The sequence below is a fragment of the Nakamurella leprariae genome, from assembly GCF_016918035.1.
Lineage (GTDB): Bacteria > Actinomycetota > Actinomycetes > Mycobacteriales > Nakamurellaceae > Nakamurella > Nakamurella leprariae.
This window is the reverse complement of the sequence record NZ_JAERWK010000008.1, coordinates 87,580-103,671: the sequence shown is the minus strand read 5'-3', so window position 1 is coordinate 103,671 and position 16,092 is coordinate 87,580. Positions and strand designations below refer to the sequence as shown.

At 72.4% G+C, this 16,092-nt stretch carries 11 protein-coding genes; 4 read left to right on the top strand and 7 right to left on the bottom strand.

Features of this window, described 5'->3' with window-relative positions; all coding sequences use genetic code 11:
- Positions 1-24 precede the first annotated feature (24 nt).
- Together JL106_RS05830 and JL106_RS05825 are read right to left on the bottom strand one after the other, a co-directional pair.
- Positions 25-1,317, bottom strand: coding sequence for a PP2C family protein-serine/threonine phosphatase (locus tag JL106_RS05830; RefSeq protein ID WP_205259762.1), 1,293 nt, complete (start codon positions 1,315-1,317; stop codon positions 25-27).
- 187 nt (positions 1,318-1,504) lie between these two features.
- Positions 1,505-2,284, bottom strand: coding sequence for a class I SAM-dependent methyltransferase (locus tag JL106_RS05825; RefSeq protein WP_205260044.1), 780 nt, complete (start codon positions 2,282-2,284; stop codon positions 1,505-1,507).
- Positions 2,285-2,570: 286 nt separating this feature from the next.
- Between JL106_RS05825 and rpsA the strand changes: the two genes are divergently transcribed.
- Together rpsA and JL106_RS05815 are read left to right on the top strand one after the other, a co-directional pair.
- Positions 2,571-4,031, top strand: coding sequence for a 30S ribosomal protein S1 (rpsA, locus tag JL106_RS05820; RefSeq protein WP_205259761.1), 1,461 nt, complete (start codon positions 2,571-2,573; stop codon positions 4,029-4,031).
- A 230-nt stretch (positions 4,032-4,261) separates the two neighbouring features.
- Positions 4,262-5,026 (top strand): hypothetical protein, encoded by a 765-nt coding sequence (locus JL106_RS05815; RefSeq protein ID WP_205259760.1) that lies wholly within the window; start codon positions 4,262-4,264, stop codon positions 5,024-5,026.
- 12 nt (positions 5,027-5,038) lie between these two features.
- Here JL106_RS05815 and coaE read toward each other — a convergent pair whose 3' ends face one another.
- Positions 5,039-5,944, bottom strand: coding sequence for a dephospho-CoA kinase (gene coaE / locus JL106_RS05810; protein WP_205259759.1), 906 nt, complete (start codon positions 5,942-5,944; stop codon positions 5,039-5,041).
- 64 nt (positions 5,945-6,008) lie between these two features.
- On the opposite strand from coaE, the gene uvrB reads away from it, so the two are divergent.
- Together uvrB and JL106_RS05800 are read left to right on the top strand one after the other, a co-directional pair.
- Positions 6,009-8,276, top strand: a complete 2,268-nt coding sequence (uvrB, locus tag JL106_RS05805; protein WP_205259758.1) for an excinuclease ABC subunit UvrB — start codon at positions 6,009-6,011, stop codon at positions 8,274-8,276.
- Between the two features lie 553 nt (positions 8,277-8,829).
- Positions 8,830-9,291 (top strand): VOC family protein, encoded by a 462-nt coding sequence (locus JL106_RS05800; protein ID WP_205259757.1) that lies wholly within the window; start codon positions 8,830-8,832, stop codon positions 9,289-9,291.
- A 45-nt stretch (positions 9,292-9,336) separates the two neighbouring features.
- Here the strand turns inward: JL106_RS05800 and JL106_RS05795 are convergent, their stop codons facing one another.
- From JL106_RS05795 to JL106_RS05780, 4 genes are all read right to left on the bottom strand, one after another.
- Positions 9,337-10,281, bottom strand: a complete 945-nt coding sequence (locus JL106_RS05795) for an ABC transporter permease (RefSeq protein ID WP_205259756.1) — start codon at positions 10,279-10,281, stop codon at positions 9,337-9,339.
- Positions 10,278-13,415 (bottom strand): alpha/beta fold hydrolase, encoded by a 3,138-nt coding sequence (locus JL106_RS05790; protein ID WP_205259755.1) that lies wholly within the window; start codon positions 13,413-13,415, stop codon positions 10,278-10,280. The genes JL106_RS05795 and JL106_RS05790 overlap by 4 nt, the downstream gene beginning before the upstream one ends.
- 158 nt (positions 13,416-13,573) lie before the next feature.
- A complete protein-coding gene (locus tag JL106_RS05785) occupies positions 13,574-15,325 on the bottom strand; it encodes a cation:proton antiporter (protein WP_205259754.1) in 1,752 nt (583 codons plus the stop codon).
- Positions 15,326-15,387: 62 nt separating this feature from the next.
- Positions 15,388-16,065 (bottom strand): MBL fold metallo-hydrolase, encoded by a 678-nt coding sequence (locus JL106_RS05780; protein WP_205259753.1) that lies wholly within the window; start codon positions 16,063-16,065, stop codon positions 15,388-15,390.
- Positions 16,066-16,092: the final 27 nt, after the last annotated feature.

Below are 16,092 nucleotides of genomic sequence, written 5' to 3'. Positions count from 1 at the left end.
GGACGTGGGTGGGGACGGTCGGGATCAGCGGTCACGGCGCACCGCCACGACAGTGATGTCGTCCGGGACCGCGCCGCGGGTCTGGACCCGGCGCGTGATCGCGTCGATCCAGTCCTGCGGATGGTCGGCGCTGCGGACGATGCGTTCGAGCTCCGGGAGACTGGCCAGGGTGCCGTCGAACAGGTCGAGCAGGCCGTCGGTGAACATGATCATGGCGTCGCCGGGGTGCAGCACGTGCTCGCGCGGCGTCCAGACCAGGTCGGGGTTGATGCCGATGGGCAGCTCGGTGGTCACCAGGTGCTCGCAGCCGCCGTCCGCCCGCACGATCACGGTCAGTCCGTGGCCCGCGTCCACCGACAGCATCGTTCCGTCCGGGTTGATCCGGGTGGCGAAGAGTGTGATGAACATGTCGGAGCGGTCCAGGTACTCAGCCACGGTGCCGGCTGCCACGGTGAGCACCTTGGCGAAGGCGCCGTCCACCTGCCGGGCCGGCGTCGACCCGCCCGGCACTGCGGAGTCGGACCGGTCCCAGTGCACGGCTCCGGCTTCCACCAGGTTCATCATCGTGCGCATCGACGCCCGCAGGTTGGTGGCCATGATGGCCGCGGCGGCCCCGTGGCCCATCGCATCCGCGATCATCAGGTTGACGCTGCCCGACCGGGCCCGCCAGTCCCACAGGTCACCGCTCACCCCGGTCACGGCCATCGAGGTCGCCGCGAACGCGAAGCCCGGCAGCACCGGCAGACCCGCCGGCTGCAGCACGGTCTGCATGGCCAGGGTGCGGCGGTGCTCCTCGCGGGCGACGAACTCCTGCTCCACCCACCTGCCCAGGTCGTTGAGCAGTTCGGTCTGGGCCTCGTCGAAGGTCCGGGCCCGGGTGTCGACGATGCACAGCGCGCCGACGCGGTGCCCACCGTCGGCGTGCAGCGGTGTGCCGGCGTAGAAGCGGACGTTGGGATGTGCGCTCACGAACGGGTTGTCGCGGAACCGGTGGTCCCGACCCGCGTCCGGGACGACGAGCGCCCCCTCGGACCGGATGGTCACGTCGCAGAACGAGTCCTGCCGGGCGCTGTGCTCGACGGGCAGTCCCTGGGAGGACTTCACGAACTGCCGGGTGGCATCGATGAGGTCGACCCGGGCGATCGGCACGTCGAACAGCTTCTGCGCGAGCCGGGTGATGCGGTCGAACCGCTCCTCGGGCTCGGTGTCCAGCAGTTGCAGGGCGTGCAGCGCCTGCAGCCGGGCCGCCTCGTCGGCGTCCGCCCGTTCGGCACCGGTCCGGACCAGCGCCCGGACGTCGCCGTCGGTCGGCGACACGGGGTGGATCAGGCCGGTGTGCCGGGTCGCCCGGTCAGCGGACACCACGACCGCCCGGAGCCACGGCCGCCGCGCTCGGCGCCGGCCGCACCGTTCCCGAACTGGAAGTGATCACGTCGTCACGATACGAGACCGGGTGCCGGGTGTCCGGGCCCCGATCAGGTGGAAGCGCGGGCCGGGACCATGATCACCCGATCCGGCGCTCCGACACGTACACCGCGGTGCCCGGGAACAGCGCACCCCGCTCCGGCGACCACTGGCCCCACGTTCCGGTGAACCCCTCCGGCCACTCCGGCTCGATCACGTCGAGCACGGTGAACCCCGCGGCGACGAGCTCGCGGATCCGGTCGCCCAGGGTGCGGTGGTGCTCCACGTAGGCGGGCACGCCCGCCTCGTCCACCTCCACGTAGGGGGTGCGGTCGAAGTAGGACTGGATGACGGTCAATCCGGCCGGACCGGGATCGTCGGCGAACATCCAGCGCATCGGGTGGGTGGCCGAGAAGACCCAGCGGCCACCCGGACGCAGCACCCTGGCCACCTCGGTCATGGCCGACCCGGACTCGGCCACGAACGGCACCGCGCCGAAGGCGGAGAAGGCGACGTCGAACGCGCCGTCGGCGAACGGCAGGGCGCACACGTCCGCCTGCACCAGCGGCACCGTGGTGCCGGTCCGGCCGGCGCCGGCCCGGGCGTGCTCCAGCATCCCGGCCGACAGGTCGAAGGCGACCACGTCGGCGCCCTGGCGACGGACCCACCTCGCGCACGAGGCGGCGCCGCAGCCGACCTCCAGCACCCGCCGGCCGGTCAGCTCGCCCAGCAGCCCGACCTGCGACTCCCGCAGGTCCTCCGGGCACCAGACCAGGTCGGCGTCGCCCAGGAAGGCGCCGTGCTCGGCGTGGTAGTCGTCGGCGTCCGCGTCCCACCAGCGCCGGTTCGCCCGGCTCGAGGTCGGTTGGTCGGCGGGCATGATGCGGGGGCGGGTCGGTCCCAACGGTGTGCCGGTCACGCGCGGATGGTAGGTCTGCGGTGGGTCTGCAGTGGCTCGGCGCCCGGTCTGCGGCCCCGCGCTGACCAGGCGTGACCCGGGTTGACCCGGGCCTGGTGATCAGGGGTAACATGGTCGGTGCGCTGTGGGTCTGTGCTGTCTCGGTATGGAGCAGATCGCACTCGCCCCGGCGGCAGCACCGGCTGGGGGGAACCGGGCCCGGAGCGCTCCGTGTGACACCGATCCACCGTCCGGAGCAACTCACCGCATGTCCACCCCTACCGCCACCGTCCCGCAGGTCGCCATCAACGACATCGGGTCGGCTGAGGACTTCCTGGCCGCCATCGACCAGACGATCAAGTACTTCAACGATGGCGACATCGTCGAGGGCACCATCGTCAAGGTCGACCGCGACGAGGTCCTGCTCGACATCGGCTACAAGACCGAGGGTGTCATCCCCTCTCGCGAACTGTCCATCAAGCACGATGTCGACCCCAGCGAGGTCGTCGAGCTCGGTGAGCACGTCGAGGCCCTGGTCCTCCAGAAGGAGGACAAGGAAGGCCGTCTGATCCTGTCCAAGAAGCGCGCGCAGTACGAGCGCGCCTGGGGCACGATCGAGAAGATCAAGGAAGAGGACGGCGTCGTCTCCGGCACCGTCATCGAGGTCGTCAAGGGCGGCCTCATCCTGGACATCGGCCTCCGTGGCTTCCTGCCCGCCTCGCTGGTGGAGATGCGCCGCGTCCGCGACCTGCAGCCGTACGTCGGCCGGCAGCTGGACGCCAAGATCATCGAGCTGGACAAGAACCGCAACAACGTGGTGCTGTCCCGCCGCCAGTGGCTCGAGCAGACCCAGTCCGAGGTCCGCAGCGAGTTCCTCAACCAGCTGGGCAAGGGCCAGGTCCGCAAGGGCGTCGTGTCCTCCATCGTCAACTTCGGTGCCTTCGTGGACCTGGGTGGCGTCGACGGCCTGGTGCACGTGTCCGAGCTGTCCTGGAAGCACATCGACCACCCGAGCGAGGTCGTCGAGGTCGGCCAGGAGGTCACCGTCGAGGTCCTCGACGTCGACATGGACCGCGAGCGGGTCTCCCTGTCGCTCAAGGCCACCCAGGAGGATCCGTGGCGGCACTTCGCCCGGACCCACGCCATCGGCCAGGTCGTCCCCGGCAAGGTCACCAAGCTGGTGCCGTTCGGTGCGTTCGTCCGCGTGTACGACGGCATCGAGGGCCTGGTCCACATCTCCGAGCTGGCCGGCCGCCACGTGGAGATCCCGGAGCAGGTCGTCTCCGTCGACGACGAGATCTTCGTCCGGGTCATCGACATCGACCTGGACCGTCGCCGGATCTCGCTGTCGCTGAAGCAGGCCAACGAGGGCATCACCCCGGAGACCGACTTCGACGAGGTGCGCGCCCAGTACGGCGTCGTCGACCACTACGACGACGCGGGCAACTTCCTGCCGCCGGAGGGCTTCGACGTCGAGAGCGGCGAATGGCTCGAGGGCTACGACACCCAGCGGGAGACGTGGGAGAAGCAGTACGCCGACGCGCACGCCGTCTACGAGTCGCATCTCAAGCAGATCGCCAAGGCCCTGCAGGCCGACGCCGAGGCGGCCGAGCCGAGCAACTACTCGTCCGGCCCGGCCACGTCCGCGCCGGAGGGTCAGGGCGGCGGGAACTCGCTGGTCGACGACGAGCAGTTGGCCGCCCTGCGCGCCCGCCTCGCCGGCAACTGAGCGGATCCCGCTCGCCGCGGCTCCGCTGAGCCGCAGCAGGTCCTCCGCGACGGGGCCGTCACCGATCCGGTGGCGGCCCCGTCGTCGTCCTCGGCTGCCGCTGCGGCTCCGATCCGTGCTCGATGGTCGCTGCGTCCTCGCTCCGGACGTGTCCGAACCGTTGTCTCGGCGCTGTGTGTCGCCCGGTCGAGTTGACCGGGCCCGGACGCGCCACCCGATACGGTGGCCGCATGCGTGCCAGGGGGAGGGCCACGGTGCCCGGACGGACCAACGGACTGCGGGGATCGATCGCGGCGACGACCGCGGTCGTGGCGTTGCTGCTCAGTGCCTGTGGATCCGGCACCGGTGAACGGCGCACCGTCACCGTGAACGAGACGGTGACGGCGGCATCCACCGCCGACACCGCCGCGGCCGGCGCCACCGACGGCACCGCCCCCGACAGCACCGGCGCACCGGCGACCGACAGCTCCGCGCCCGCCACCACGCCCGCCACCCCGTCGACCACCAGCTCGTCGGCGGCGCCGACCGTGCAGGTCGACCCGCTGACCAACGACTGCGCGGCGTTGATGAACGCGGCCGACGTCAAGCGCACGCTGAACGCCGACATCGCCGACACCCGGGCCCGGATCCAGGACGTGGCCAACCCGGACCGCGGGGTCACCGGGCGCATCAAGTGCCTCTACGGCACGGCCGACAACAAGTCCGGCGACGTGACGATCCTGCTCACCCAGTACACCGACGCCGCCGCGGCGACCGCGCAGGTCGCGGCGACCGTCACGGCCGAACGGGACCTCGGGGCGAAGGTGGCCGAGGCTCAGGTGCAGGGATTCGGCGCCGAGATCCTGCTGCGCGACGGCGGTCTCATCGTGCTGCCCTACGACAGCTGGACACTGTCGATCGTGGTCGCCGGTGGCAAGGCCGACGACGCGACGCTCGAGGCCGGCCTGCCGCAGCTGGCCGACACCGTCCTGACCCGAGTGCTCAAGAACACCTGAGCCCGGGCCGGGTCAGCCGCGCAGCACGATCTCGGTCGGCGCGCCCGGATCGGCCGACCGCAGCACCGGGTCGCCGGGGCCATCGTGCGGCTGGAGCGACGGAACCGACGGGACCGGCAGCCAGCCGGCCCGGTGCAGCGCCGCGATCGCCTCGTCGGTGCGGCCGGCCGGAATCTCGGCGCGGAACCGGCCGCGCTCGTCGTCGACGACGTCCGTGCCGACGGCCAGCGCCAGCCGCGCCTGCACGCGGGCGCGGTCGTCCGGGCTGAGATCCGTGGCGACCGGTGCCGGCGACCGCGGCGCTGCCGCGTCGTCACCCACGGCCGCCGCGAACGGCACCAGCCGCTCCGACCACACCCGGTCCACCTGCCTGACGAGCGCGTCCAGGACGCCGTTGTTGTCCAGCCAGACGTCGCACAGCGGACGCCGCTGCGCGTCGCCGATCTGGGCGGCGATCCGGGCCCTGGCGTCGGCCTCGGTCATGCCCCGGTCGATCAGCCGGGCCACCCGGCGATCGTCGTCCACGGTCACCCCGATGACCAGGTGGAAGGAGGCCGCCACGGCCAGCGCGGTCAGGATCGGGATGTCGTTCACCACGACTGCGCCGGGCGCGGCGCCGTCCCGCACGGCCCGGAACGCCCGGCGCACCAGCGGATGGGTGATGGCCTCGAGGTCGCGGCGTGCGGCGGGATCGCCGAAGACGATCGCGGCCAGCGCCGCCCGGTCCAGGGCTCCGTCCGCGGTGAGCACCCCGGCGCCGAACCGCTCGGCCACGGCCGCCAGCCCGGGGGTGCCTGGGGCGACCACCTGACGGGCCAGCTGGTCGGAGTCGGACACCACCGCCCCCAACTCGGCCAGCCGACGCGACACCGTCGACTTGCCGGATCCGATCCCTCCGGTGACGGCTGCCGTGATCACCCGACCACCGTACTGAACCCGCAGGTCAGGCCACTTGTCGGGGGTCCCGCGTACCCTGTTGACCGTGGCATTCGCAACCGAACACCCTGTGCTGGCGCAGTCGGAGTTCCGGCCCGTCGGGGACATCCCGCGCACGTCGGGTCGCTTCCAGGTGGTCAGCGAGTACCAGCCGTCCGGCGACCAACCGCAGGCGATCGCAGAGCTGGAGCGTCGCGTCCGGGCCAACGAGAAGGACGTCGTCCTGCTCGGGGCCACCGGCACCGGCAAGTCGGCGACCACTGCGTGGCTCATCGAGAAGCTGCAGCGGCCCACGCTGGTGATGGCGCCGAACAAGACCCTGGCTGCCCAGCTGGCCAACGAGCTCCGTGAACTCTTCCCGCACAACGCGGTCGAGTACTTCGTCTCGTACTACGACTACTACCAGCCCGAGGCGTACGTCCCGCAGACGGACACCTACATCGAGAAGGACTCGTCGATCAACTCGGACGTCGAGCGGCTGCGGCACTCGGCGACCATGTCGCTGCTGTCCCGGCGCGACGTGATCGTGGTCGCGTCGGTGTCCTGCATCTACGGCCTGGGCACGCCGCAGTCCTACCTGGACCGGTCGCTGCCGGTCGCCGTGGGCCAGACCATGGACCGCGACTCGTTGCTGCGCGCGCTGGTCGAGGTCCAGTACTCCCGCAACGACCTGGCCTTCACCAGGGGTTCGTTCCGGGTCCGCGGTGACACGGTCGAGATCATCCCGGCCTACGAGGAACTCGCGATCCGCATCGAGTTCTTCGGCGACGAGATCGAACGGCTGCACTACCTGCACCCGCTCACCGGTGACACCGTCCGCGAGGTGCAGGACCTGCGCATCTTCCCGGCCACCCACTACGTGGCCGGTCCGGATCGGATGGAGAAGGCGATCGGCACCATCGAGGCCGAGCTGGAGCAACAACTGGCGGACTTCGAGCGACAGGGCAAGCTGCTCGAGGCGCAGCGGTTGCGCATGCGGACCACCTACGACATCGAGATGATGCGCCAGGTCGGCTTCTGCTCCGGCATCGAGAACTACTCGCGGCCGATCGACGGCCGCCCGGCCGGATCCGCGCCGGCCACCCTCATCGACTACTTCCCGGACGACTTCCTGCTGGTCATTGACGAGTCGCACGTCACCGTGCCGCAGATCGGCGCCATGTACGAGGGGGACGCCTCCCGCAAGCGGGTGCTGGTCGAGCACGGGTTCCGGCTGCCCTCGGCGATGGACAACCGCCCGCTGACCTGGGAGGAGTTCGCGGATCGCATCGGCCAGACCGTCTACCTGTCGGCCACCCCCGGCAGCTACGAGATCGGCCAGGCCGGGGGCGAGTTCGTCGAGCAGGTCATCCGGCCGACCGGGCTGGTCGACCCCGAGGTGGTCATCAAGCCCACCAAGGGCCAGATCGACGACCTGGTCGGTGAGATCCGCGAACGGACCGACAAGGACGAGCGGGTGCTGGTCACGACGCTGACCAAGAAGATGGCCGAGGACCTCACCGACTACCTGCTGGAGCTGGGGATCCGGGTGCGGTACCTGCACTCCGAGGTGGACACCCTGCGCCGGGTCGAGCTGCTCCGCGAACTGCGGATGGGCGAGTACGACGTGCTGGTCGGCATCAACCTGCTGCGTGAGGGTCTCGACCTGCCAGAGGTGTCGCTGGTGGCCATCCTGGACGCCGACAAGGAGGGTTTCCTGCGATCCGAGCGGTCCCTCATCCAGACCATCGGCCGCGCCGCGCGCAACGTCAACGGCCAGGTCCACATGTACGCGGACAAGATGACCCCGTCGATGGAGTACGCCATCGACGAGACCAACCGGCGCCGCGAGAAGCAGATGGCGTACAACCGCGAGCACGGCATCGACCCGAAGCCGTTGCGCAAGAAGATCAACGACATCCTGGAGCGGGTCTACGCCGAGGCCGAGGAACAGGTCCTCGAGCAGTCCGACGACCGCGGCGGCCGCGGTCGGGGCAAGGTGAAGACCGGCGGCTCCGGCCGCAACGCCTCCCGCGGCCGCCGGGCCGCCGGCGAGGCGGGTGGGGCGAGCTCCGGGGTGTACGTCGGGCACGACACGGCGGGTATGGCCCGCTCCGAGCTCGCCGACCTGGTGCAGCAGCTGACCGACCAGATGATGGCCGCCGCCCGCGAGCTGCAGTTCGAACTGGCCGGCCGGCTCCGCGACGAGATCTCCGAGCTGAAGAAGGAGATCCGCGGGATGGACGCCACCGGCGTCACCGACGCCCCGGACGACGACGAGCCGGGCGGCGGCAGGGGCAAGAAGGGTCGCGCGAAGTTGTCGGTGGTGCGCTGACGCCGGGGGGGGGCGGGGGGGGGGGGGGGGGGGCCCCCCCCCCCCCCCCCCCCCCCGCCGAGCTCGCCAGGGTGCCGCCGATCCTGCAGGTCCGGATCGACCGGTCGACCGTTCAGCGCGGCGGGGGAGCGTTGAAGGTGAACCGGTTGCCCTCGGGGTCCTCCAGGGTCGACCAGCGGAACCCGTCCAGCTCCTCCGGCCCGAGCGCCCTGGCCCGGCCGCGACCGCGTCGGCGGTCGACGACGCTAAGTCGTCGGAGGTGATGCGACGATCAGACTCCGGGTGGTGCCGGCGGGGTCCCGTCGCAGGAACAGCGACGTGGGCAGCGGCTCGGGCGGGGTGATCGGGTCACGCGGTCACCGCCCCCGTCGGGGTGGACCCGTCCGGGGCCTGACGATCATCGCCGCCCGACACACGGACCCGACCGCGCGCTCCCCAGCGGACCGGACATGTCCGCTGCACCTGCCACCGTGGCGACAGTCGGGCGACCACGAACGGTCGCCGACGACCGCACCCGGGCCGCCCCGTGGCCCCGGACCCCTGGAGGCGACCCATGGCCGTGCCCGTCCAGATCACCTTCGACGCCAACGCTCCCGGCGCGCTGTCCGGGTTCTGGGCCCTCGCGCTGGGCTACCGGCTGGACGACCCGCCGCCGGGGTTCGATTCCTGGCCGGACGCCCTGCGGGCCATGGACGTCCCGGAGGAGCACTGGGACGACGCCAGCGCCATCGTCGATCCGGACGGTCGTGGGCCGCGGATCTTCTTCCAGAAGGTGCCGGAGGGCAAGACGGTCAAGAACCGCGTCCACCTGGACGTGAACGCCGGCAGGCTCGGCGCGCCCGACGACACCGAGGACCCGGACCGGCGCAAGCAGGTGGAGTGGGTCGCGGTCCAGGCGCACGTCGAAGCACTGGTGGCCGCCGGCGCCACCCGGGTCCAGGAGCGGACCGGTCAGTTCGGCGAGCACTTCTGGGTGATGGCCGACCCGGAGGGCAACGAGTTCTGCGTGCAGTGATCCGGTTCCGCCCGGCCTGCGCACCCGCACGCCGGGCGGGCGGGGTCAGCTGGTGATGTCTTTGCGCCGGAACCGCACCACCGCGATGGTCGCGAACACCACCGCGTAGAGCAGGCTGATGAAGCCACCGCGGATCATGTCGTCCCAGCGGATCGGGTTGACCAGCGCCCCGGTCCAGGCGAACGAGTAGTGCGTGGGCAGCCAGTCCCGGATGACCCCGAGCGCCTCGATCTGGTTGAGGATCTGCGACAGGATCGACAGCAGCACCGCGCCGCCGACCGCCCCGAGCGGGGCGTCGGTGAGCACGCTGAGCATCAGGGCCAGCCCGGCCACCCAGGCCAGTTGCACCGCGATGAACGCCAGGATGAGCGCCAGCCGCAGCAGTGCCGTGCCGAACGAGAGCTGCTCACCGACCGGGGTGGCCAGCGGGCCGCCGCCGTAGGCGATGAGCCCGACGACCACGGCGACGACGGGCAGCACGAGCAGCGCGGCCACCGACAGCAGCCCGGCCACGATCACTTTCTGCCGGAGCAGCCGGATCCGCGGCACCGGCATGGCCAGCAGGTAGCGCAGCGACGACCAGGACGCCTCGGAGGCGATGGTGTCGCCGAAGAAGAGCGCGATCACCACGATGAGCAGGAAGCTGGCCGAGAAGAACAGACAGACCACCGCGAAGTTGGTCGCGCTGGTGGTGGCCAGGTCGACCAGGGACACCGAGCCGCCGGTGTCGCCGTCGTCGAAGGCGAACGCGACGACCAGGATGATCGGCAGCAGCGCCATCAGCACCAGTGCCAGCTGGGTGCGCCGTCGGCGCAGCTGGCGGCGCAGCTCGACCGCCACCGGCAGGGTGTGGTCGGACCGGAACCCCGCCGGAGCACCGGACGTCGAGGTCGGCACCTTGGCACCGACCGTCTCCATCGCGGTCACCGCCACCTCGGTGCTGTGTTCCCGGAACCGTTCGCGACCGGACCGGTCGTGGACCTGGCTCATACCCGCACCTCTCGATCGTCGCCGGCCCCGGTCGGCGACCCCGTCGACGGAGCCGCCTCGCCGGTCATCGCACCGTCCCCGGCCGCCGGGTCGACCGATTCACCCACCATGGCCAGGAACACGTCCTCCAGCCGGTTCCGCGGGGCCACTGCCGACACCGCCACCCCGGCCCCGACCAGCGCCGCCACCGCGGTCGACGCGGGCACCCGGCCCAGGTCGACCTGGACACCGGCCTCGGTGACCTCAAGTGCGCGCAGCCCCAGCTCGTCCCGCAGCACCCGGACGGTGGTCTCGGTGTCCTCGGCCCGGTCCAGCCCGAACACCGTCTCGCCGGATCCGGCGATCAGCTCGGCCACCGTCCCGGTCGCGATGGTGCGGCCCTTGTGCATCACCACGACGTGCGAGCAGGTCTGCTCGACCTCGGACAGCAGGTGGCTGGACACCAGCACCGTGCGGCCGGTCGCGGCGTACCGCTGCAGCACCTCGCGCATGGCGTGGATCTGCGGCGGGTCGAGTCCGTTCGTCGGCTCGTCGAGCAACAGCAGTTCCGGCAGGCCCAGCATCGCCTGGGCGATGGCCAGCCGCTGCCGCATGCCCTGCGAGTAGGTTCGCACCTTGCGTTCCACCGCGGCGCCCAGGCCCGCGATGGCCAGCGCCGTGTCCATGTGGGCGTCCTCCGCGGGTCGGCCGGTGGCCTTCCAGTACAGCTCCAGGTTGGCCCGGCCGGACAGGTGCGGCAGGAACCCGGAGCCCTCCACGAAGCTGCCGATGCGGGACAGGATCTCCGCGCCCGGATGGACGACGCGGCCGAACGCCCGGATCTCGCCGGCGGACGGGCTGATCAGCCCCATGACCATGCGCAGCGTCGTGGTCTTGCCGGCGCCGTTGGGCCCGAGCAGCCCCAGCACCTGGCCGGCCTCGACCCGGAAGCTCACGTCCTGAACCGCCGGCACGCCGCCCGGGTACTGCTTGCGCAGTCCGGTGATGGCCAGTGGGACCTCGGCCAGGGCGGGATCCGGGGCCCGGCTGCTGCCGCGGCCGAACCGGCGGCCGCCGATGAGCAGCGCGACCACGACCAGCCCGGCCAGCAGCACCAGGCCGACCAGCTGCGGCACCGGGATCTCCGAGTCACCCACCCGCTCGCCGCCGACCTCCGGCGCGCTGAGCGAGGCGGTGTCGAGACCGATCGCGCCCGCGTCCCGGCCGGCGGTCCCGAGGGCCGACGCCACCGCGGCCTGATCGGCCAGCGCGACCCGGTACACCGACGGCTCGGTCGACCCGGCGAACGCCTGGTTGGTGGTGGCGATGGAGACCTCGACGGAGCTGCCCGCCTCGACCTGCAACGCCGACGCCGGCAGATCGACCACCACGGTCGCCGGGGACCCGTCGGCGGGCAGGTCGGTGATCCGGATGGGCGCGACAGCGCCGCCGGCCAGGGTCCGCACCCCGCCCGGGGTCACCTTGGCCAGCGAGGCGAACAGCACCGCGCCCGGATCGTCGTCGGCAGCCGAGGTCGCGGCGGACGTGCCCGGCAACGCGGGCACCGGCACGCGGCTGATCGACAGGGCCACCCGGGACGTGCCGGTCAGCACGGTGAGGTCGGCCATCGGCTCGGAGGTGAAGCGGGCGGTCTGACCGGGCAGACCGCCGCCGAAGGTGGACAGCACCGACGACGCCAGTCCGCCCAGGCCCGGCAACGACGACACGGCGGCCGGTTGCCCGCCCGGCGGGTTGACGATCACCTGGGCGCTGCCGGTCAGACCCACCGGCTGCCGCGGCGTCTCGGAGGTCGGACCGGCGGCCGGGTCGAGCCCCGGGTAGTCGGCCGCCTGCAGGGTGCGGCTGCGGGCCCGGCCGGTGTCACTGACCGGACCGTCGACGGTGTAGCGGAACGCGGTGGACGGCTCCGGCCCGGTCCCGGCCAACCAGTGGCGGAACCAGTCGGTGATGCGCTGCTCGGTGTCGCTGTCCGGGGACCCGCCATCGTGCCCGCCGTTGTACCAACTGACCGCGACGGTGGCGCCGTTGGCCGCGATCGCCCGGGCGTTGGCGTCGGCCTGGTCCAGGCCGAAGAGCGTGTCCCGTTCGCCCTGCACCAGCAGGGTGGGCGCGGTGATGTCACCGGCGACCGTGGCCGGGCTGGACCGCTCCAGCAGCGCCGCCAGATCCGGTCCCAGCCGGCCGGTCTCGGCCGCCAGTGAGTACGCCGCACAGAGCTCCAGCATGAGTCGGCCGCAGCTGGCCTGGACGCCGATGCCGCCGGCCGTCGGCAGCGACGGAGCACCGTCGGTCCCGGTCGGTGCGCTGCCGTCGGTCCCGGCGTCCGGCGGCGCGGAGCCGTCCTGGCCGTCGTCGCTGCCGCCGCCCCCGGACCCCGGTCCGGCGAAACCCGTGTCGCCGGTGTCGCCCTCGGCCACGCCCAGGGTGCCGGTCAGCGACGCGCCGGTGGTCACCGACGCGATGAGCGCCGCTGCCCAGCCGCGCTTGAACACGCCGTCCCCGGCGTCACCGGCCGCGGCCGGGGTGGCCGCCGACAGCGTGTCCGCGTCGGCCAGCGCATTGGGGAACAGCGCATCGCCCAGGTCGTTCCAGGTGATCACCGGAGCCAGCGCGTCGATCCGCGGATCGGTGCCGGCCAGCATGAGCGACAGGGCGCCGCCGTAGGACCCGCCCGTCACGCCGATCCGGGGATCACCCGGTGCGTCCAGCGTGACCTCGGGACGCTCCGCCAGCCAGTCGACCAGGGCGCGGGCGTCCGGGATCTCGTGGTCCAGCGAGTCCAGTGCGATCTGCCCGGTGGAGGTGCCGAAGCCGCGCGCCGAGTACGTCAGCACCACGAACCCGTCCCGGGCCAGTTGCTGCGCCTGATCGGTGAGCGACGCCTTCGATCCACCGAAGCCGTGCGCCAACAGCACCGCCGGCGCGGGCGTGGACTCCGGGAGGTACAGCGTGGTGTCGAGCTCGACCGGCTCGGCCACCCCCGGCCCGCCGGGGGCGCTGATCCGTTGCTCGGACGACGACACCCGCGCCGGCGCCGCGCTCGGCCACACCACCACGGCCACCAGGGCCAGCACCGCGAGCACCACGCCCAGGGTGGTCCACCGGCGCGCCGGGGTCCGGAGCCATCGACGCACCGTCACCACCGGGCCGACCCAGTGGCGACACCGGGCACTGCTGACCGCACCGGCTGCGCCGGCTCCACCGAGACCATCCGACCAGCCTGCCAGAGCGCGCCGCCAGCACCGGGCCGATCACCGGCCGGACCAGGTCGCGCCGGTCCCACCGACGCCGATCAGGAACGACGGTCCCGCGCACCCCGCTCGGCCGGAACCCCGTCGTCCGGCTCGTCCCGGCCGGTCGGCAGTTCGGTGAGGTGCCCGCTGAGCGCCTCCGTCCGACGCCCGAGCAGGGCCTCCTCGAGATCGAGGTCGTGTTGCAGCTCACGCAGCGCCTCCTCGGACAGGTCGCCGGCGTTGCGCATCGTGATGAAGACGTCCCGCTGCACGTCGATGAGGTCCTGCTGCCAGTCGAGTCGGCTGTGCACCACCCGCCCCGGCGACCCGGCGGCGTCCGGCCCGGCGGCACGACCGGCCTCCGCACCGGTATCGGTATCGGTATCGGCATCGTCCCAGCTGTGCCAGTCGCGCACGGCCAGCCAGCGACGCATGTGGTGGCCCTGCTGGGCGGTCACCGACCCGTCGACGATCAACTGCTCCACGCGGGCGGCGATGGCCGCGCCGGCCTGTGCCGAGGCGGCGGCGCGTTCCCGGTCCAGATCGCCGCGCGGATCGCCGGCCACCCCCAGCCGACGGATCACCCAGGGCAACGACAGGCCCTGCAGCACCAGCGTGGCCAGGATGACCGCGACGGTGGCCAGGATCAGCGTCGATCGGTACGGGGTCTCCAGCGGCAGGGTCTGGGCGGCGGCCAGGGAGACCACGCCGCGCATCCCCGCCCACGACATCACCGCCTGCTCACGCCAGGTCGGCGGAGCGGGACGGTCGCGCCCGTCGTCGCCGATCTCACGGCCCCACCGGTACTGGGCCCAGCGGCCCAGCCGGGTCAACCCGGCCCCGAGGAAGAGGTAGGCGGGCCTGACCAGCACGACGGTGGCCAGCACCACGGCGACGGCCCCGGTGAGGTGGTCGGGGCGGACGGCCGGGTCGCCGACCAGGTGTCGCAGCTGCAGACCGATGAGCGCGAAGACGATGCCCTCGAGGACGTAGCGCAGTGACTCCCAGGTGGCGGTCTCCGTCAGCCGCACCAGGGCCGCCTCCTCGGTGGGCGAGCGGTAGCCCAGCACCAGCCCGGCAACCACCACCGCGAGCACCCCGGACGCTCCCGCGGCCTCCGCGGCCAGGTACGCCACGTACGGGATGACCAGGGAGAACGCCGTCACGGCCAGGGCGCCGCCCAGCCGTCGCCGGGTCCACGAGGCGACCAGGCCGACGGCCGCGCCGATGAGCAGCCCACCCACCGAGGCCCACAGGAAGTCCAGCGCGGCCGCGCCCCAGGCGAGCGCACCGGTGGCCAGAGCCGCAGTGGCCACCCGGAGCAGCACCAGCGAACTGGCGTCGTTGAACAGGGACTCGCCCTCGAGCAGGACCAGCACCCGGCGCGGCAGGCCGACCCTGCGGGCCACCGCCACGGCGGCCACCGCGTCGGGTGGGGCCACGATCGCCCCGAGCGCGAGGGCGGCGGTGAACGGGATGACCGGCACCACCAGGCTGAGCACGGCACCGACCGCGAACGCGGTGACCAGCACCAGTCCGACGCTGAGCCGGATGATCGACCGGAGCACGGTGCGGATGGCCAGCACCGACGACTCCACCGCCGCGGCGTAGAGCAGCGGTGGGATGAGCACCGACAGCACGAACTCCGGGTCGACCGCGTATCCGGGGACCCCCGGCACGAACGACGCCCCGACCCCGATGAGCACCAGCGCGATCGGCGCCGGGACACCGATCCGCCCGGACAGCCCGGTGACCACGATGACCCCGACGACCAGCCCCACGACGGGCAGCAGATGCTCCACGGCCGTCATCTCACCATCGACGGCACGGGCCGTCCGGACCGGTCAGCGGTGGTCCGGTCACCACCGGGCGATCACCAGCCGCGGGCGCGCCACTCACCCAGGTGCGGTCGCTCGACGCCGAGCGTGGTGTCGTCGCCGTGCCCCGGGTACACCCAGGTCTCGTCCGGCAGCACGTCGAACACCCGCTGCTCCAGATCGGTCATCAGCGAATCGAAGTCGGCCGGACTCCAGGTCTTCCCCGGGCCGCCGGGGAACAGCGAGTCGCCGGTGAACAGGTGCGGGTGGCCGTGCGGGTCCAGGTACAGCAGCGCCACGGAGCCGGGGGTGTGGCCCCGCAACGCGATGACCGACAGCTGGGCGTCGCCCAGCGGCACGGTGTCACCCTGGTCCAACGGCACGTCGGTGGGCACCGGGAGCGCCTCGGCGTCCGCCGTGCCGGCGTACAGGTTGGCGCCGGTCTGCCCGGCCACCGCGCCGAGTGCCTGCCAGTGGTCGTCGTGCCGGTGGGTGGTGACGATGCTGCGCAACCGGGGCCGGTCCGGTCCGTCGCCGAGCAGGTCGGCGATGCGCTCGCTGTCGTTGGCCGCGTCGATGAGCAACCCGTCACCGGTGCGCCGGCAGACCAGCAGGTAGGCGTTGTTGTCGGTCGGTCCGACGGACAACTTGGTGATGGTGACGTCCGGCAGCACCCGGGTCGCCGGAGCCCCGCCCGGGTCGACGTGCCCGGTGTAGTCGACGGTGTCGGTCATGGACGTCACCGTAACCGGGGCGCGTGC

Excerpts from the sequence above, each read along its gene's own strand:
- JL106_RS05800 (WP_205259757.1), top strand. The coding sequence starts at position 8,830 with ATGGCCGTGCCCGTCCAGATCACCTTCGACGCCAACGCTCCCGGCGCG.
- JL106_RS05795 (WP_205259756.1), bottom strand. The coding sequence starts at position 10,281 with ATGAGCCAGGTCCACGACCGGTCCGGTCGCGAACGGTTCCGGGAACAC.
- JL106_RS05815 (WP_205259760.1), top strand. The coding sequence starts at position 4,262 with ATGCGTGCCAGGGGGAGGGCCACGGTGCCCGGACGGACCAACGGACTG.
- JL106_RS05825 (WP_205260044.1), bottom strand. The coding sequence starts at position 2,284 with ATGCCCGCCGACCAACCGACCTCGAGCCGGGCGAACCGGCGCTGGTGG.
- JL106_RS05785 (WP_205259754.1), bottom strand. The coding sequence starts at position 15,325 with ATGACGGCCGTGGAGCATCTGCTGCCCGTCGTGGGGCTGGTCGTCGGG.
- JL106_RS05780 (WP_205259753.1), bottom strand. The coding sequence starts at position 16,065 with ATGACCGACACCGTCGACTACACCGGGCACGTCGACCCGGGCGGGGCT.
- rpsA (WP_205259761.1), top strand. The coding sequence starts at position 2,571 with ATGTCCACCCCTACCGCCACCGTCCCGCAGGTCGCCATCAACGACATC.